Annotated in this window: 13 protein-coding genes and 1 pseudogene; 10 read left to right on the forward strand and 4 right to left on the reverse strand. The window is 69.5% G+C overall.

Features of this window, described 5'->3' with window-relative positions:
* Nucleotides 1-666: 666 nt before the first annotated feature.
* A complete protein-coding gene (locus ACZOOI_RS29295; protein ID WP_465278642.1) occupies nt 667-1,014 on the forward strand; it encodes a hypothetical protein in 348 nt (115 codons plus the stop codon).
* A 574-nt stretch (nt 1,015-1,588) separates the two neighbouring features.
* Here the strand turns inward: ACZOOI_RS29295 and ACZOOI_RS29300 are convergent.
* Nucleotides 1,589-1,966 carry a hypothetical protein gene (locus tag ACZOOI_RS29300; protein ID WP_465278643.1) on the reverse strand — a complete coding sequence of 126 codons (378 nt, stop codon included), beginning with the start codon at nt 1,964-1,966 and terminating at the stop codon, nt 1,589-1,591.
* A 537-nt stretch (nt 1,967-2,503) separates the two neighbouring features.
* Between ACZOOI_RS29300 and ACZOOI_RS29305 the strand changes: the two genes are divergently transcribed.
* From ACZOOI_RS29305 to ACZOOI_RS29320, 4 genes are all read left to right on the forward strand, one after another.
* Complete coding sequence (locus ACZOOI_RS29305) at nt 2,504-4,057, forward strand: hypothetical protein (protein WP_465278644.1); 1,554 nt, start codon at nt 2,504-2,506, stop codon at nt 4,055-4,057.
* Between the two features lie 304 nt (nt 4,058-4,361).
* Entirely contained in the window at nt 4,362-4,724 is a 363-nt protein-coding gene (locus tag ACZOOI_RS29310) for a MarR family winged helix-turn-helix transcriptional regulator (protein ID WP_465278645.1), read from the forward strand.
* A 71-nt stretch (nt 4,725-4,795) separates the two neighbouring features.
* The gene (locus ACZOOI_RS29315; protein WP_465281319.1) at nt 4,796-6,199 is read left to right on the forward strand and encodes an MFS transporter; all 1,404 of its coding nucleotides are present in this window, start codon (nt 4,796-4,798) and stop codon (nt 6,197-6,199) included.
* A 1,817-nt stretch (nt 6,200-8,016) separates the two neighbouring features.
* On the forward strand, nt 8,017-9,969 hold the full coding sequence (locus ACZOOI_RS29320; protein ID WP_465278646.1) for a pentapeptide repeat-containing protein: 1,953 nt from the start codon (nt 8,017-8,019) through the stop codon (nt 9,967-9,969).
* 115 nt (nt 9,970-10,084) lie between these two features.
* On the opposite strand, the gene ACZOOI_RS29325 is transcribed toward ACZOOI_RS29320, so the two are convergent.
* Entirely contained in the window at nt 10,085-10,390 is a 306-nt protein-coding gene (locus ACZOOI_RS29325; protein WP_465278647.1) for a hypothetical protein, read from the reverse strand.
* A 293-nt stretch (nt 10,391-10,683) separates the two neighbouring features.
* Here ACZOOI_RS29325 and ACZOOI_RS29330 point away from each other — a divergent pair, with 293 nt between their 5' ends.
* A complete protein-coding gene (locus ACZOOI_RS29330) occupies nt 10,684-12,921 on the forward strand; it encodes a DnaB-like helicase C-terminal domain-containing protein (protein ID WP_465278648.1) in 2,238 nt (745 codons plus the stop codon).
* 3 nt (nt 12,922-12,924) lie between these two features.
* Nucleotides 12,925-13,545, forward strand: coding sequence for a hypothetical protein (locus ACZOOI_RS29335; protein ID WP_465278649.1), 621 nt, complete (start codon nt 12,925-12,927; stop codon nt 13,543-13,545).
* A gap of 784 nt (nt 13,546-14,329) precedes the next feature.
* Here ACZOOI_RS29335 and ACZOOI_RS29340 read toward each other — a convergent pair.
* Nucleotides 14,330-14,791 (reverse strand): hypothetical protein, encoded by a 462-nt coding sequence (locus ACZOOI_RS29340; protein ID WP_465278650.1) that lies wholly within the window; start codon nt 14,789-14,791, stop codon nt 14,330-14,332.
* A gap of 280 nt (nt 14,792-15,071) precedes the next feature.
* Between ACZOOI_RS29340 and ACZOOI_RS29345 the strand changes: the two genes are divergently transcribed.
* Nucleotides 15,072-15,947, forward strand: a complete 876-nt coding sequence (locus ACZOOI_RS29345; RefSeq protein ID WP_465278651.1) for a hypothetical protein — start codon at nt 15,072-15,074, stop codon at nt 15,945-15,947.
* An 801-nt stretch (nt 15,948-16,748) separates the two neighbouring features.
* Nucleotides 16,749-16,838, forward strand: a pseudogene (locus tag ACZOOI_RS29350) (MerR family transcriptional regulator); the annotation flags it as partial.
* 543 nt (nt 16,839-17,381) lie between these two features.
* On the opposite strand, the gene ACZOOI_RS29355 reads toward ACZOOI_RS29350, so the two are convergent.
* Entirely contained in the window at nt 17,382-17,825 is a 444-nt protein-coding gene (locus tag ACZOOI_RS29355) for an NUDIX hydrolase (protein WP_465278652.1), read from the reverse strand.
* 438 nt (nt 17,826-18,263) lie between these two features.
* On the opposite strand from ACZOOI_RS29355, the gene ACZOOI_RS29360 reads away from it, so the two are divergent.
* Entirely contained in the window at nt 18,264-18,878 is a 615-nt protein-coding gene (locus tag ACZOOI_RS29360; RefSeq protein WP_465278653.1) for a cysteine hydrolase family protein, read from the forward strand.
* The last annotated feature ends 32 nt before the right edge of the window (nt 18,879-18,910 follow it).

Below are 18,910 nucleotides of genomic sequence, written 5' to 3' on the forward strand. Positions count from 1 at the left end.
ACGCCGATTCCGCCACTTTTCGTGGCCGAAATCGACCCCTGGTTTTCATCCATCCCACGGGCGGTGGGAGCACAGGAACAACTTTGTCGAAATCCGCCGTATTCACGATATTCGCTGTATCGGTTGCGAACGGTCCCCGGCCGACACACGGGAGGCGGGCCGCCTGCCGTCCGCCACCGCCGCCGCTACCGCCGGTCCACCGGATCCCGACCCGGCGCGGCCTGAATCGCGGGGCCGGGCTCGACCGGCCTGTGGTTTGGCTCGCCTGGCCTGGAATCGCCCGGCCTGGCTCGCCCGGTCGACAGGGCAGTCGATCCGCCGCTACCGACAGGCCCGGCCGGGCGAGTCGGTCCACGTCGACATCAGGAAGCTGGTCGTCCTCGCTTACCTGGAGACCCGGCCCGCCCCGATGACATCGGGGTTCTCGGCGGCACTGACGAACCTGGCAAGCGATCTTGACCGTTCCGTGCGTCCATAAGCAGCGCGCACCCTTCTCGAATTCGGTCGCCGCGGATCTGTGACCGCGAGAAGATCACGACAGCAGGAGCAGGAGCAGGAGCAGGAGCAGGAGCAGGAGCAGGAGCAGGACGGAACGGAGCCGAGGTGACTGGCCGGACAGCGAAGATCGCATCGCTCTGTGAGTGCGGCAGCGCGGCGGTGCGGCGAGTGAACCAGTTCATCGACCACGGTGAGCTGTGGTGGGATGCCGAGTTCTCTTGCGACGGCTGCGGCACCTATCTGTGTGAAGATGCCGGGCGGGGGACGGCTCCTGATGATGTGCGGGAGGCCCTGCTTGCGGTGCATGGCCCGGCCATACTGCGGTTGGTCCATCCGGTGCCAAGCCTTCTCCCGGCTCTGAAGGTTTTCCGTGAGGTCTCGGCCGTGTCGTTGTCGCAGGCCCGTGGGTTGGTCGAGCAACTGAGCCACGACGGTGTGGCGGGCACGTTGCCGGAGATGGAGCTTCTGAAGGCTCGGCTACAACTCCGCGGGGTTCCAGTCGACATCGATGGGTAGCTCTGCCCGAAGTCGTGGAGTCACGCGTCGGCTATGTTCGAGGCTGCTCGGGGCCTCGCGCCCGTTGTGGCAGGGGAGGGCGAAGTCGACGTCGGCGCGGCCGTTCTCGCTCCCGTCCTCGCTGTTGAAGACGACGCTCGCGACGCCTGGGGGTAGCAACCCCGAGGAACCACGTGGTCAACACCGTGGCGGCGGCGTGCGTATCGCAGATGCCGATGCGCAAAGACGACGGGTGTGGTGTGTAGGCGCACTGGAACTTCCGGGGGCCGATGGAGAATCCGAGATCCGGGAGGGGTTCGCCGCGAAAGTCCTCGTCTAGCTTCGAGTGGGCGTTGTGTCGGTGTTCGAGGGAGGGGACGACCGTGTCGACGGTGGCGCTCCGGGGCTGGTCCGCCGCCGGGGCGAAATACCGGGGGGGGGGGGGGGCGGCGCAACCGGCGGGGTCCGTCGTCACGGTGTCGTCCTTCTGGCATCGGCCGCAACCTCCACGGCCCCAATCCGTCTACTGGCCAGGGCGGTTACGAGGTTTCGGTGGGGCGCATGTAGGTGCCAGAGGGGTAGTCGGTGAGCAGGATCAATACCTCGTCGCCGTCGCACAGAGGTGTGTCGTAGCGCGGTCCGCCTCGGCGGTGCCGGTCACCACATAGCGGGCGTCCTGGTCCTCGTCGGTCCTCATTTTACTGAGCGACGTCTCGTGCGGTGCGGCCGCAAGCGCGGCGGAGCCGCGTTTTGGGCGGCGCATCGAGTGGCGGCGACGGGCAACTTCGCGGTCCTCCGCGGACCGGGGCAGGACGCGGCACCGCATCGCGTTCGACGGTGGGAATCGAAAGCGCGCGAGCCGCTCGACATCGATGCCGATCCGCCCGTGCACGCGCGGCACGACGAGGAAGGCGAGTTCGTGGGCAGTCTGCAAGCCCGGCGTCTTTCGGGGGGACTGGCTGCCGGTGTCCACGTGTAGTCGGGTCGTCCGTCGCGCGGTGCGCGTTGCGCGGTACGCGGTTGATCAGGATGCGTCCCACGCCTTGGCGTTGGGTCGGCCGCCCGGGCGAACAACGACGCGACCTCCACCATGTCCGGGCCTGCTCGAACCGGATGGCACCGGCCGCCGCTCCGACCCTGCCCCGCATCGGGGCGGAACTCGCGCTGCCCCGCCGCAGCGGGGACTGCGCCGGCCTCGCCGACGATGAGGAACCGCAGCGTATGTGTCGTGACCACTTGGCGCGCGTGGCCGGCGTGTCGAACGATCCTTCGTCGAATGATCCTTCGAGGAGGTGGGTACGCCGTGAAGCGGGTCGGTCCGGTGTTGGCGGCGGCGTCGTGATCGGAGGCTCTCCACCGGACACGCGGTGTCGTACATCCCGTGCCGTGAACTCATCGGCTGTGGGCGGACTTTCCCGGAGTCGTGTTGTCCGTGCCGTGCGGCAGCATGAGGCCTGGTGGCCCGGGTCGAGGACGCGGGGGCCGGTGACGTTCGGGGGGGTGAGCGTTCGTGCGGACGGTGTTCGAGGGTTCGGTGCACGTGGCGTACATGCAGATGTACGTCGACAGCCGCGCCAACTGCGTGTCGATCCGGGACGACCACCAGGCGGGACAGGTCAACGGCCTGTGCGGCGCCGCCGTGGAGGGGTATCTGTTCCTGACCACCGGCATGCACACCGGCCACGTCGGGCTGACCATCGAGGTCCACGACACCCCACCTGCGGTGGATGGGCGGTGGGAGGACGTGGTCGAGGCACCGTTCACCCCACAGACCCGCACCGTGTGGCTCGCGGAGTGGGAGGGCGGAATCGCGTGCGAGTTCGAACTCGATCCGGTCGACCATCGGGTGCGTTACTGCGCGGTGGGGATGGACGAGGCCAACGCCCACGGCGTGGTGTTCGACGGCGAGCCGCCGGTCGACCGCTACCTGCTGCAGTTCTGGCCCGCGCCTGCGGAACCGGACCGCGTGGTGCGGCAGACCAGCGACCAGGCGGCCTACTGGAACCGGGTCGCCCGGGACCGGCCACCGCCCCCGACGCCCCACGAACGGGCCGCGGCAGCGCGCGCGGCCCGCGAGGAAGAGGCCCGCGCGTACGCGGAAACCGTCCGGAAGTACGAACTCCGCATGTGGGCGGGCCGGTTGCCGACCGAGCGGCTGCGGCGGGTGGGCGGGAACGTGCACGGTATGCGCATGCTCGACGTGCATCTGGTCCACGCGATCGCGCGGGTCGACGACGGGACGCAACGCGAGATCGCGCGCTGGGCGGCGCACCGCGCCCATGCTCTGGCGGGGCTCGACGGCGTCGACTGGATCGCCCCGGCGTTGGCGGCGCTCGATATGGGCGCGCCGCTCCCCGCGCCGTTCGACGAGCCGGACGTAGCGTGGCGGCGCCTGCTCGGGGACCCGAATGTTCCATGCACCACGATCACCCTCCCGGACGGGACCACCCACAACGCGCTCCAACAGGCTTGCGCACTGCCGGCGTTGCTCGGCGCCGCCGAGCCGGACTCCCTGCAGGCCGCTTTGGACGCCCTGTACGCCGCCGCGGTGACCCATGGCACTGACCACCGGGCCTTCCTGGACGAGGTCCGCGACACCTGGCCCGGGCTCGGTGTCGTACCACTCCCGCCGGCCGAGCCGCTCCCGCCGCCCTTTCCCTTTCCCCTGCTCACCCGGGACGTGCCCGACGACACCGCGTCGGGCGAGCCGACCCCGGCAGCCGAAGCACAGCCCACCGCTTCGGGGCCGGACCTCAAGACCCCGAAGGCGCCGGCGGCCCCGCCCCGGACCCGCCCATCGGCGATGCCTCCCGTCGCTTCCCCCACCGCACGGCGGCCCCCTGGCATGGGCCTCGCACCGCTGGTTCCGGCCCCCGGTCCCCGGCCGCGCCCCGCCGGCGAAGGAGTTCCGATCGCGAGAGCCGAGATCGTCATCGCCGCAACGTTCCCGGGCCGGTCAGCGGCCGCCGAGGCCGTCGCAGCGGACGGGGCGGCGCGTGTCCCGATCAGGGAGGACGTCGATTCCGACGGCGACGGCGAGCAGGAGCCTCCGGACGCCGGATGAACACCCTGGGCATGAGGGTGGGGAATGTCGTGCACGGACATGAGACGTGCTACGACCGGGTTTTCTGCGGAAGGGCGGTTACGAGCGGTGTCGGGGACCGCGGCGCGCGACTCGCTGCCGCACGTCGGCAAGCTCCCGCGCGTGGTGGCCGCCGAACCCTGATCGATAGATGCATAAAGAATTCATATAAAACTGCTATGCTTCGGGCGTGAGTCGCCGAGACGCCGCGCACGGCGCTTCCGATGCCATCGGGTCAGCCCTCTACGGTCTGGCCACCAGGGCCGTGAGACGCCTTCCCCGCGACATGAGCCTGACGTCCGCCGCCACCTTGGCCACCCTGGACAAGACCGGCCCGCGACGGATCACCGATCTGGCGCTGGCCGAGGGCGTCACCCAGCCCGCGATGACCGTCCTGGTCCGGGTGATGGAGGAAGCCGGGCTGGTCGAGCGGAAGGGCGATCCGTCCGACAAGCGGGTCACGCTCGTGTGCCTGACCGAGGCGGGCGCGTCGTACGTCCGGACGCGACGCCAGGCGGGCGTCGACGCCTACGCGCGGTTGATCGACGAACTCACCGGTGACGAGGTCGAGGCCTTGGCAGCAGCCCTTCCGGCGCTGTTGCATCTGGCGGAGCTCGAAAGCCAGGCCCGAGAGGAGTCGGACCGGTGACCGCGGCCCAGGCTCGTGACCAGCCCGTGAGCACCGCGCGTTCCGAGGCCCGTCTGCTGGTCCCCGCCCTGATGTTCATCGCTCTGGTCGTGGCGGCGGTCGGCAGCCTCGGGACGCCGCTCATCACCAGCGTGGCGACCACGTTCCACGTCTCCCTCGACAGCGCGCAGTGGACGCTGACCATCGCCCTGCTCAGCGGCGCCGTCGCCACACCCGTCCTCGGCCGGCTCGGAGCCGGTCCGCACCGGCGGGCCACGATTCTCGCCACGCTGGCGGTCGTCGTCGTCGGCAGCGCGCTCACCGTGCTGCCGCTGCCGTTCGCCTGGCTGCTCGTGGGCAGAGCGGCCCAAGGCGTCGGACTCGGTCTCACGGCGCTGATGATGGGCGTAGCCCGCGACCATCTTCCCGAGGAGCGCAGCTCGGCCACGATCGCCCTGATCTCGGTGGTCTCCATCATCGGAGCCGGCGTCGGCTACCCGCTGGCCGCGCTGCTCGCCGAGTTCGGCGGACTGCGGGCCGCCTACGGCCTCGGCCTGCTCGTCACCGTCATCGCCTTCGTGACCGCGTGGCGCTCCATACCCGCAGCCCCGGAAGGCCGCTCCGCTCACGTGAACGTGGCCGGTGCGCTCCTCCTGGCGGGTGGACTGCTCCTCGTCCTGTTCCTGGCCGGCGAGAGGAGCCTGTGGAGCCGGCACCTCGCCGTGGCGGTGACCCTTGCCGTCGCCGCCGTACTCCTGCTCTGCGCCTGGACCGTTTCCGAACTGCGAACCAGGACGCCCCTGATCGACATCCGGGCGGTACGGCACCCGGCGGTCGCCGGGGCGAACATCGCCATGTTCGTCGGCGGGTGCGGCATGTACCTCTTACTCACGCTCATCACCCGCTACGCGCAGACGCCGCACAGCGCCGGCTACGGCTTCGGACTGACCACCTTCGTGGCGGGGTTGGTCCTCATCCCGTTCTCCGTGCTGGGGTTCGTCGCCGGCAAGCTCACGCCGCGGGTCCGCGAACGGATCGACGGCCCCCTGGTCCTGGCCGGCAGCGCCGCCATCGTCGGCGGCGGGTTCGTCCTGTTCGCCACCGCCCGGTCCAATCTGGCCGAACTGCTCGCGGCCATGGGCGTGCTGGGCTTCGGCGTCGGCAGCTTCTCGGCCGCCATGCCCGGCGTCATCCTGGCCGTCACCCCCAAGAGCGAGACGTCGAGCGCCATGAGCTTCAACTACGTCGTCCGCAGCGTCGGGTACTCCCTGGGCAGCGCCATCGGCGGTCTGATCCTGGCCGCCGGCACCCCCACGGGCCACCTCTTCCCGAACGACGACGCCTACACGACCGCGGCGCTGGTCGGCGTCGCCGCGATGGCGATCACGACGATGGCCGGCCTCACCCTCGCCCTCCGACGCTCACCCGAGACCAATGCGATCACAGCCCCAGCCGGTGTGCCGGGCCTGGGCCGGTCGCGTCGAACCGGAAGCTGAGGATCGAAGCCGTCGGACTTCGACGCCGTCTCCGCCGTCTCGCCGACCCACAGCGTGCCGGCCATGGATCCGAGCCCTTGCGAGCAGCAAATCCGAACACAACAGGAACCGTGGCCAAGGGCCATCGGGTCAGCGCCTACCGCACCATTGCGGACCCGGAGAAGCCGGCTGCCTACAGCAAGCCGGCTGGTCCAGCCGTCGAGGCCACGGGCGGGTGGCTGTTCGCCCTCGGCAGCCGGGTCGTCGCAAGCCCGCTTCTCCGAACCCTCGACTATGGCATGCCATTTACTGCGGGAGCGAGCGGAGCCGCGTCCGACCCGAGATCGCACAATGCTCGCAGAAACCCGTTCGGCCGAGACCGGGTTCCGCTCCGCCGGCAACGGCCACCGGCCCTGCGGATCCCCGTCGCCCTACCGCAGCCCACCGAGCTTGAGATTCTGTGTGACGACCGTCAGCTCCACGCGAATACTCCTCGTGCGCTCGACCGGGCGCCGAGCCCACGGCCCGAGCAACCGCGGCCTCGACCCGGCCCTGGCGCTCGGCCGTGAAGCCGGACGTGCCTGCCACCGATCGCACCGTCGAACTGCGGTGATGGCACGCGCCGTTCGCCTTTGCCCGCCTGGACCCCGCTTTGTCCCCCACGACGACAAGGGACGTCTTGGCGGAGAAACTCGACGCGGCCCGACCGTCTGCCTTCTCGATCAGTTCGTTCATCTCGTTACGGGACAGCACCGCCGGCGCCCCGGTCATCGAACCCGTCACCACGACCGACGTCCCGGTGAGCGGCCCCGCCTCGATCGAGCCCGACGCGCCGCCCTGCTCGGCCTCGGCCGAACTCCCGGCCGCGCCCGGACACCCACCGGGCTCGGGGTCGCCGCCGGGGCGCTCGCCCCCGGGGACGCCTCCTGCGGTTCGGACGGCTGTGGTCTGGGCTCGCTCGGCTTGGACCCGAAAGAGCGCTACCCGATCGGCGGCGGTGGCTTCGCCGTGGGCCCCGCGCGATGGTGCCGGACACGAGGAAGGCGGGCCAAGAGGTAGCCGCGTGACGGACGCGAAAACACCTTGGCCCGTTGCCGCCGGGTGCGAGGATCGGGGCTTTCCCATGCGGAGGGCCTTTGTTCGTTTTGTCTGTGCGGGATGCGACAGCGACCTGACCGTTCCGTTGTCCCGGGTCTGCGCCTTCCGGTTCACGTCGGTCAGGAGTACGGGAGCGGGGCCCGGCTTCCGGTGCTCTGGAGTCGGGGACGTTCGCCGTGGCTGACGCCGGGGGCGACCATGGCGGATGTAGGACGCGAACCGGGCGCAGGCACGCGGCATCCACGCGCCGGCCCACGCCCTCTCCGACAACACGCCCGGCGAGATCGTCATCGCGCCCGCATCCGCGGAACCCGGCTGATCCCCGAGAAGCGCGGCGGCGCGTGCTGTGGCCTGGACGGGCCGACGGGCCCCAGCCTGGCCAAAGCAACCGCCGCCCGGTGCGACGAACGAACTCCGGCATCGACGCCCGCGACACTGCGGCCACCGGCACCGTGATTGTGCCCGCTTCTCTGCGCCGGCGCCCGAAGCGGTGCCCGTGGAACGGTCAGGGCTGCCGGAGACGGCCGGGCGGGGGGTCTCGGGGCACGAAATGCAGCGGTCGCTTCACCCCGGAGCAGGCGATCGGTGGTGCCACGCCCGCCTGGTAGGTTGCGCGGCGCCAAGGCTGCGTGCCCGAACTGCGCAAAACGGTGTGCCGGCCGTCTTCGTCGACGCGCGGATCGCTTCGCAGGGCCGCCCCACCCGCAACCGCGTGATCACGCTCCGGCGTCCCCGGTGGCATGACGTCACCTCCCGCGCCTTCGCCCGCTCCGCTGCCGTGGCCACACTGCGCCGAGGGTGCGGATCCGACCGATCCCCTTGGCTGTCGAGGCGTCCACGTCACCGGAAACACCCGCTGCCTCGCCCACCTCACTCCCGCCGAACGAGCCGCGTACCTCACGAGCCTGACCCCGGGTGATCCCGTCGACCACCGCGGAACCACATTCGACGCGGGACTGCTCGGCGAACTCCTCGGCGCGCTGTGCAGCCCTGCGACGGCGAAACCACACATCGGCGACGCCCGGTTCACCGGCGCGGAGTTCACCGGCCATGCCCGGTTCGACAACGCGATGTTCTTGGATGCGGCCCGGTTCGACGGCGCGACGTTCTCCGCCGATGCGCGTTTCGACACCACCACGTTCGCGGGCGACGTCCGATTCGACGGTGCAAGGTTCACCGGCGACGCCTGGTTCGACCGCGCAAAATTCTCGGACGAATCCCGGTTCGACACAGCGCAGTTCCACGCCGTGGCCCGGTTCGTCGGGGCCCGGTTCACCCACGCTCGGTACGAGAACACTTCGTTCCGCGCCGACGCCCTGTTCTCGAACGCCAGATTCTCGGCGAGCGCGCGGTTCGACGGCGCCGGGTTCGCCGCCGACGCCTCGTTCGAGGGTGCCACCTTCTCCGGCGACGCTCGCTTCGACGGCGCGGGATTCTCCGGTAATGCACAGTTCGACGGCGCGAAGTTCGCCATGGACGCCCGGTTCACCGACACGACATTCGCGCGCAGCGCCCGTTTCGACAGCGTCACGTTCTCCGGTGACGCCAGATTCGGCGAGGCGACGTTCGTCCGGGCCGGCCGGATGGGACCGATGCGCTGCCGGGGGTGTCTGGACCTGTCAGGTGCGGTGTTCTCCTCACCGGTGGAGATCGAGGTAGCCGCCCGGCGGGTGGCATGTGTGCGCACCCGGTGGGAGTCGACGGCCACGGTGCGGGTGCGCTACGCCGAGATGGACCTCTCCCACGCGGTCCTGACACACCCGATCGCGATCGTTGCCCACACCGTCGCCTTCTTGTACGCACACGGAACACCGCAAGCCGAGACCGGCTTCACCCGCGACACGGGTGTGCGGATCGTGTCGATCCGCGGCGTGGATGCCACACACCTGGTTCTGACCGACACCGACCTCACCGCCTGCGTGTTCAGCGGTGCCTTCCACTTGGACCAACTCGGTCTCGAAGGAGACACCGTCTTCGGCGCGCCCCCCACCGGTTGGCGCCTGCGCAAGGGGATCCCCGCCCGTCTGGCCCGCCGCCGAACGATCGCCGAGGAGCACCACTGGCGCGCCCTTCATCCACGCAACCCCCCGCCCCCACGCGGCTGGACACCGGGCCCCGGCCACCCCGATCCCGCGACCGCCCCCGGACCCGAGGACGTCGGCCCCGTCTACCGCGCACTGCGCAAAGCGTCCGAGGACGGCAAGAACGAACCCGACGCCGCCGACTTCTACTACGGCGAGATGGAGATGCGCCGCCACGACCGCAAACGCACCACAGGGGAACGCGCACTGATCACCGGGTACTGGCTGCTGTCCGGCTACGGACTGCGCGCCACCCGTGCCCTGTGGTGGCTCCTCCTCGCCATGACCGCCACCGTCCTGGCGACGATGCTCTGGGGACTGCCCACCACCGACCCCAAACCGCACACCACCGGCATACAGGCCCAACCCGGACAACGCGTCGACCTGGTCACCGGCACCCCCGACGCGGTCCTGGCCGGGGGCATCCACGACCGGCTCACCGCCGAACGTGCCGAGAAGGCCACGCGCATCGTCGTCAACTCCGTCGTCTTCCGCTCCTCGGGCCAAAACCTCACCACACCCGGGACCTACATCGAAATGGCCTCCCGCCTCCTCGAACCAATCCTCTTGGCGCTCGCCTTGCTCGCGATCCGCGGACGCGTCAAACGCTGACCGCTGCAGCCGCGCGATGTGTGAGGTTGCCGGCGAGTTCGCGGAGCCCGGATCGGGCATGACCTTGGTTCTGAGGGAACACTTTCGACTTCTACGAATTCCTTCACGTGACCGTTCATGAATACGGGCACGCGCTGATCGGCAGGTTCCGTGCCGCCGCAGGAACCCGCTCCCCGCGCGTGATCAGACCTTCGCCGAGGCGGCATGCGCCCTGGCGTACGACGCGGCCGACGAGCACCGGTGTAGTTTGCTGTCGAACAAGTTCCTGGGCGGCGTCGAAGTCACCTTCGAGGACGGCCGGCGCCGGGGCATCCACCTCGGCGATGTTTTCGACGACGAATACCGCAGGGCGTTCCTCGCCGCCTTGCACTCGATGGTGCACCCGGGATGGCTGGACCTTGTGGATGAGTGACGCAGCCACCGGATCGGTGTCACGACATGGTTCGGCGTCTGGTCGGCAGTGTTCGCCAGGTGCTCACTCTCGCGGCACACGCCGACTCGGTCGACCTGGCACGCGGCTTGGCGCCGACGGGCGGAGGGACCATCGCGGGCAACGCCTTCATGTCGAGTCGGCCCAGCTCGTCTTCTGGACATCTTCAGGGAGGGTCCGAAACCCGATGGGTTCCGCCGGCCGTCACGGTCCCAGCCCCGGGAACCTCGGTGGTGTCGGGGCCGGCCGCACCCGCAACCCCACCCACCGCAGAGGCGACGGCCATGACCACGGCCGCGACCGCCACTGCGCCGGCCGCGCCCGACGTCGCCGTGCCTGCCGCTGTCGGTGCCGTGTCGGGTTCGTCGCGCCGGCTGGCCGCGTTCGGCGACGTCTTGGACAGTGTTCTGGCCCCCACCCCACCCTCGACCATCGACACCGGTATGCCTGCCGTCGCGTCCCTGGGGATCCGTGCCCTGGACGAGGTCCTGGGCGGTCTGCGCCCGGGCCGGCTCCACCTGATCGCCGCGGCCCCCGGAGCCGGCGCGAGCCTGCTCGCGACCGCCGCCGCCCGCACCACCGCCCTGGACCTGCACCTGCCGGTGCTCTACGCCGCGTCCGGCCTGTCCCGCACGGACGTCGCCGCGCGGATCGTCGCCGCGCACCTGCCCCTCGACTACCGCCGCCTGCGCGCCGGCCGCCTGACCCCACAGGAGTCCGCCGACGTCGCGATCCTCCACGCCGAAATCGCCGCAGCACCGCTGTACATCGACGACGGCGCGGACCTGTCCGCCGCCGCGATCGCGGACAGCGTCGCGGACCTGCCCGGCCTGGCCCTGGTCGTGGTCGACCGCCTCCAGGCCGCCCCCGACCCGCGCCTGCCGCTCTCCGGCCCCGCGGCGGTCGTCGACGCCGTCCAAGCCCTGGCCCACCTGGCCCGCACCCACGACCTCCCCGTCCTGGCCGTCCTGGACACCGACGACCCCCACCTGGTCGCCGCCGCATCCCTGGACATCACCGTCACCCTCACCCGCGACACCGACCACCTCCACGCCGACATCGCCGAACGCGACCTCGGCACCCACACCACCACCACCACCCTGCGCGCCGACCTCGCCCACGCCCGCCTCACCGACCTCCCCACCCCCCACCAACCACCCACACCCACATGGGACACCACGCCCACCACCGCCCCGGGACCGCCCTCCACCGGCGAGCCCGCAGCCCCGCCCGGGACCACCCCCACGTCCTCCACCGCAGCGCCCGGTGATGCCCCGGGCGCGAGCGCGGCGTGCGCCTGGCCGCAGGTGACGCGCCCCGGAACCTCCGGCCGACCGACCGCCGGCACCACCGCCGCGCCGGCTACCAACGCCGTCCCGCCGCCCGGCAACACCGCCGCCGCGCCCGGGACTTCCCCGGCCGAGGAGGCCCCGGAACCCGCCCGCAAGGCCCCCACCGCCCCCGGGCCCGCCCCGGGGGCCGGCTCCGCACGGCGCCGCAGCACGAAGCCGCCGTCCCGGGCCTCGTCGACCCCGGGCGAGGGCTACGCCGGCCGGGACTACTCCTACTTCACCTCGATGATCACCCGCGCCGTCGACGAGGCCCTGACCGAACACGGCGGCGACGTCGACGCGGCGACCGAAGCCCTGACGAAGAAGGCCGTACCCAACGCGATGGCCCTGTTCCAGGCCACCCGGGTCGGCTCGAACTACGACCACACCGTGTACCCCGAACTCCCCGAATTCCTGCGGAAGAAGACCCGCGACGGCGTCGACGGCATCTGGGAGGGCCGCCACAACTGGACCAACACCCCCCTCGTCGACGACCTCCGCGCCGGCACCCGCGACCCCGTGGTCGTCGACGTCCTCGACACCAACGCCGCGTTCCTGTCGGCCTTCAAGGCACACCTGCCCATCGGCGCCCTCGTCCACGACCCCACCGGCTCCTTCGACCCCCGCCGCTCCGGCGTCTACCTCCTCGACTCCCGCCCCACCTGGAACCACCCACACCTGCCCGACCCCATCGGCAACCGCCGCGAGGAAGGCGAGGTCCTCCTCGACGACGCCACCATTCGCCTCCTGCTGCGCTGCGCCGACCTCGGGTTGTGCCAGGCGCCGGTGATCGCGCAGTCCTGGACGTCGGGCTCCAGCGAGGGCCTGCTGGAGAAGTTCCGCCGGGTGCTGACCGAGGCCCGCGAGAAGGCCATCGGGGCGGGTGACACGGTGACCGTCGAATACGTCAAGGCGATGTACTCGAAGTTCGTCTCGACGATGGGGGAGTCCAGCGCCAACCGCGACATCCGCCGACCCGAGTGGATGCACATCATCCGCTCCCAGGCGTTCGCCAATCTGTGGCGCAAGGGATACCGCGCCCACGAGAGAGGCCTGACGATCGTGCGGATGCGTGGCGTGGACGAACTCCACGTGACCGGCGGCGACTGGCGCACCGTGTTCGAGGAGGGCCGCTCCACCGCCCAATCCAAATCGAAGGAGCAGTACACCCTGCCCGGAAAGGCCACCTGAGCCATGTCCACCGACGGATGGCGCAACTTCGGCCTCTACGGCGCCGCCGGCGACCCCGGCAACGTGCACGGCAGCGTCGCCCTCGGCCGCGCCCTGGAGGACGCGCTGGAGCGGATGATCGTCGAGGGCGGCGTGAAATCCCCGGTGACCACCCGCCGCGGCCTGACCGCCCGCATGCGCTACCTGACCACCGTCCGCGGAGGCCCCCAAGCCCTCGCCGACGCCGGCATCACCGCCTCCCGCTCCACCATCCGCGCCTGGACCCGCGGCACCCAACGCCCGCGCCCGGCGAACCTGGAGGCGATCGACACCGCGTACTGGAACCTGCGCGCCCGCAACGTCATGGCCAACCCCGGCGCCCTCAAACAACACCTCGACAGAGGCGGCCGAGGTACCACGGTGGAGATCCACCCCATCAACCAGGACGTCGTCCTGGCACCCCGCCGCCGGGACAACCTGCGCATGCGCCGACTCCAGGTCCGCTACATCTGGGACGACGCCGTCGACGCCATGATCGCCAACGACCTGCCCTCCCTCGCCGACACCTGGGACGACGTCACCGCCGAACTCGACTCCGACTGGGGCGCCTACACCTATGTCTCCCACGTCGGCCTCGGCGCCTGAAGCAACTGTAGGGTCTCAGCCCGCGTGTCCTAATCTCACGACCGATGTCCTACGAATCCCGTTCGTGAGACCGCGCAGGTCAGTGGCGCGAACTTGGCGTCGTGTCCGAGGATTCGGACACGGTCGTGAGATTCCGGGACTGGACACGTTTGAGACACCTGCGAGAAGCCCCAGGTCACAGCGTCGGCGTAGGACACGAACTGCGAGACCTCACAGCAACTGTAGGTGCTCAAAAACCGCGCCATATTCTGAGCCGAAGCATGATAATTGCCACAAAAGCAGACTTGGTTTCACCAAGGCTGCCAAGTGCGATGAAGTATTCACTCGGCAGGGGAGGCCAGCACGGCTCTGGCGCATGCATCGCAAGCCTTCCCAGTCAACCTGGGTTGCGGCCATCGAGCGGGGTTGGAGTGCACCAGTTGCTCCATCCCTCGCGTCGGACGACCGCACATCGTTTCCGTGTTGTCCCAGGTCTTGCCCTGGGGGTCGGGCAACTCGACGGCATGAACATCGCCAACACCGGCGAATCCGGAAACGTAGTCGTCACGGAAGGACGGTCTGTACCGGGAACGGGAGTCCCAGGCCGTGGCGTAGCTCGTCATATCCCGACAGTAGGAGGAAGGACGACGATGCGCGCGGCGCGCGGGTGCCAAGCAGCCTGCCTCGTTGGTGACAACCAGCTTGACTCAAACGACCAGTTCAACTGTGATCCCGGGTGACACCTATCATGCGTCGGCACACTTGAGTTGGCGGATGAGCACTTCAGTTGGCGGGGTTCGCCAAATCAAGTGCTCGAAGTCTGTGTCACCGGTGTCGGGGGAGCGGCCGGTGGTTTCGGCCAGGGGTGTCCGTCGTGCGCGGCGTCCATGGGGCGTCCCGCTTGTAGGTAGTCGTGGTATTCGTCCTGGATCAGTCCTTCGTTGACCCACCGGCCGCGAACGGCACCGGTGAGGTTCTCGGCGGTCCTCAGCGCGTCGAGAGGCTCGTCGGATGTGGCGAGCAGGAGCCCGAAGTCCTCTTCGCCGTCCTCGCCGTGGAACGACGGGAACTCGGCCGGATCACAAAAGCTCTCGTGGCCGACGTCCTCACACGCGTGAAGGATGATCTCGTATTGATACCGGACGGGCCGGATCTCGACGTAGTGGATGCCCAAACGGTCGGCGGCTCGAACCGGACCGAGGAACTGCTCGACGGGCCGGCCGCGACGCAAAGCACCGCAGGCGAAGGATTCTGCCAGGTAGCGCATGGCGGAGAGGGTAGAAGGCGTGGCGGACAGATGGGCCAGGCCGTTCGCCGGCTGAAGCGCTCATCCGCTGTCCCGTCTCAAATGATCTGGTCTGCCAACGGTGCCGTGACCTGCGGCGACCAGATCAATTAAGACACAACGGTGCAGGAAATCTCAGGTGATCCGGTCCCGGAAGGACGAATGACGGGCTCCGTCTCAGTTGATTTGGTTCGGTTCGGTGTCCCTGGGCGTCACTCCGGGGCCGTCCGGCATGATCGAGCCGCCACCGTAGGCTCGTGCCATGCCGATCGAGTACGGTCCCCAGGACAGCGCCAAGCACTGGAACGACTGCACGGACGTTTACGACTTCCTGGAACAGATCCGCCTCCGCCCCGGTGTCTGGCTGCCCGGCGGCTCGCTCCGGAGCCTGGAATCCATCCTGATCGGCTATCGGATCGCGCTCGGCGTTCACGCCGTCGACGAGCCCTTCGACTTCTGGCCCGAAGGCTCCTTCGCTCAATGGCTCTGGCTGCACCTCGGACACCACAGCTCCCTCGGCTGGGCCTCCGAGATCGAACGAGTCACGCCCGACGGTTCCAGCCCAGCCGAGGAGTTCTTCCGGCTCCTGGACCGGTACCGCGCCGAGTCGGCCCCGCCCACGTCCCGCCGGCCCCCGGAGAGCGAGCATCCTTCGATGCTCGCCGTCCGCATGGAACTCGATCGCCACGACTGGTCCGCACTCGACTGCGGCAAGTCGGCGAGCCACCTGCCCGATGTCCTTCTGCGGCTCATCGCCGCCCGGACGCCCGAAGAAGTGTCCCTGGCCGGGATGGACAACCACGTCATGATCCAGTCCAACCTCATGGGCCCCGCTCCGGCTGCCGCGGCAGTAGTCCTCGCGTCCCTGGCCGATCCCTCCCTCACGACGCCCCTCGTCCGAACCGCACTCCTGGAACTCCTTCTGGCCTTCACCGCCGGCGACACGACCCAGCAGGAGGAATGCGCAGAACTCATTCGCGGAGGCATCTGGATCCTCTACCGGGAATTGGTCACACACCCTTCTATCGACGCCCGAGCGCACGCCTACGAGACCCTGAGCAACCTCGGTACCGAGCAGGAACGACTCGCAGCCTTCCATCAGACTCTCCGCAACCACCTGCCCGCGCAGCTGAGCTGAGCTCACCCGCAGGACGCATCCTGAAGACGTCATCGGGATCACTGGCGAACACCCCCTGACGGTGTCTCTGGGTGGCGGACCAGATCATTGAGACGCCGAGCGGATCGGACCAGGTCATTTGAGACCGGGACCAGAACATTTGAGACGGGACATCCGCCGAATCAAGCGCTCAGTCACAGTTGGTGAGCCGAAGCACGCTGGTTGTCACTTAGGCATGGCTGTTGTCACCAAGCACACGGACGCGCGGATTGCTTCTCGACGCAGCTGTCCTGTCGCATTGCGGTTGGCGGATTCTCACTCGGTCTCATCCGTGTTGTCGGATTCTCACCGTTTCGGGAGCCGAGCGGGGTCTGTGTCGGCACCCCGACCGCGGCTGGGCGAAGGCTGTCGGTGGCAGTTCGTAGGGTGCCCGCGTGAACATCGATGATCTTGCTTGGCAGGCGCGCAACCATGGTGGCGTCTACCCGCGGATGGTGCGGACCCTCCTCGACCTGGGGCAGGTGGAACTGCTGATCCGGGCGGCGCGGGAGCGTGGGGACTGGAACTGTGCGGAGGCGGCGGCCCGGGAGTTGTGTGCGGCCGGGGAGTTCGATCGGGCGCTGGCCCTGGTGGACCCGTTCACGGATATCGGCTGGCGGGCCGCCGAGTGGGTCACCGCCGAGATCATGATCCGCCGGGGCGAGGGCGACGAGGCACTCGTGATGGTGCGTCCGGACCCCGCCGAGCTGGGCGACGGCCACGTGTGCGCCCGCTACGCCGAGCTGTTGTCGAAGGCCGGACGGGTGGAGGAGGCCGTCGATGTGCTCACGCCCCATCGCCTGGAAGGTCGGCGTCTACGCCGAGCACCTCGCCCGCGGCGAAGCCGACGGGCTCTGGGACCCGACAACCTGAGGCAAACGTTGACAGCCGCGTCGTGTGCGCCGCGCCGGCAACAGCGTGGCAAGGCCTGGCTTCGCGGCTGCAAGGGTCTGCCCTGCCGAAAGTGTCATCAACGTCCTGACCTGCAATACCCAGTCCTCCCCGAGCCCAGCCAAGGATCGACTCGGTCCACGACATCCAAGTGCGGACACCGCCGCCGACAGGACCGTACCGCAGCCCGCACAGCAGAACACCGCCAAGTTGTGCCCTCCCGCCGTCGCAGCCACCGCATCCCACCAAGCGGCCGGACCGGGGAGCCAGGGATTTTCGGACTGCGCCGAACGCCCCAACCGACAGGCAGAGCGGGCCTCGACGTCCCTCGATTCCGGGGACGCCGCAGTCTCCGGGTGTGAGCGAGCACGGCAGGCCGACGGCAAGACTCGCCCTCGACGGGCCACCGCACCATCGCCGGCTCCTGAACGGCACGGACTGGGCATCCCTGACCACCGGGTGCGGGACGGGGGGAGTTCCTGCCGGAGGCATTGGCACGCCTGCTACGCGAACGACTCGGGTGGATCACGAGGACCCGAGGCCGCCAGGTTCGGGCGTGCGGGCGGGGCGGTCGAACCATGCCGTCACGGACCGCTTGTAGCCGTCGGGCATCAACAGATCGGGGACCTCGGCGCGGGTGAACAGGTCGATCTCGCAGTGCTCGTGGCTGAGGACCGGGGCGGTATCGGCGTCCGGGAGATGGATGCCGTAAGTGACGATCAGGACGTGGCGTCCGGGCAGGGGTTCGTAGACCCACGTGTCCAACAAGGGCCCGGTCCGAGCCCGCCAGGCGGTCTCCTCCTCGATCTCGCGCACCACGCACTCGGCCGGCTCCTCACCCGACTCCAGTCGCCCGCCCGGCAGTTCCCACTCCCGCCGCTCGTTGCGCAGCAAAAGCACACGATCGCGGCGGTCGACCACAACGCCCTTGACCGAGACCGGCCACGTACGGGAAGCGGGTGTGTCCACGACGCAATCCTCCATGCGCTCGGCCACCGACACTCGGGAACCGCCGGCGGCGCCGACGAGCAAAGGGCGGTGTCAGTCTCCCGCACGATGCCTGTGCCACGGCGGGGTTCCACGTTCGCGAGCCGACGACCGTCCCCGACGCGGGGGAGAGGCTCGGCGACGTCATCAACGAGTACCCCGGGAGCGAAATCCAGGCCGCGCTGAACCCGGTGCCCTTCCCCCATCCGGGCGGCAGCACCGGGACCGACCTCTACATCCGGTCGGAGACGTCGTCGTGCACCTGATCGAGCAAGCCGCCCGCGAAAACCGCTGAGCTGTGGCGGCAGTACCTCTCAAGGCAGCGATCCGGCCTTGTCGGTACGGAACGGGGCGCCGGGTGGGGTCGGGTCGGGCAGACTGGCCGGTGACGTTGACGTCGCCGTTCGGCAAGGAGCTTCCATGTCCGAGACCTTCCGCCTCGACCCTGCGAAGACCGCACTCGTTCTGATCGAGTATCAGAACGACTTCACCAGCGAGGGCGGGGTGCTCAACGGTGCCGTGGCCGGAGTGATGGCGAAGACCGGGATGCTCGCGAACACCGTGGCCCTGGTCGAAGCCGCGCGCGCCGCGGGCGTGACCATCATGCACGCACCCATCACCTTCGCCCCCGGCTACGGCGAACTGTCGCGCCACCCGTACGGCATCCTCAAGGGAGTCGTGGAAGGTTCGGCGTTCGTCAAGAACTCCTGGGGCGCGGCGATCGTGGACGATCTCGCCCCGGCCGAAGGCGACATCGTGATCGAGGGCAAGCGTGGCCTCGACACCTTCGCGAGCACGAACCTCGATTTCATCCTGCGCAACAAGGGGATCGAGACGATCATCCTGGGCGGCTTCCTCACCAACTGCTGCGTCGAGTCGACGATGCGCACCGGGTACGAGAACGGCTTCCGCGTCATCACCCTGCGGGACTGTGTCGCCGCCACCTCCCAGGAGGAGCACGACAACGCGCTCACCTACGACTACCCGATGTTCTCACTGCCCATGACGTCGGCCGAGGTCATCGCCTGTCTATGAGCCCGTGCGGGGCGAGTCGAACGGGACGCGTG

Source organism: Embleya sp. L77 (assembly GCF_055557415.1).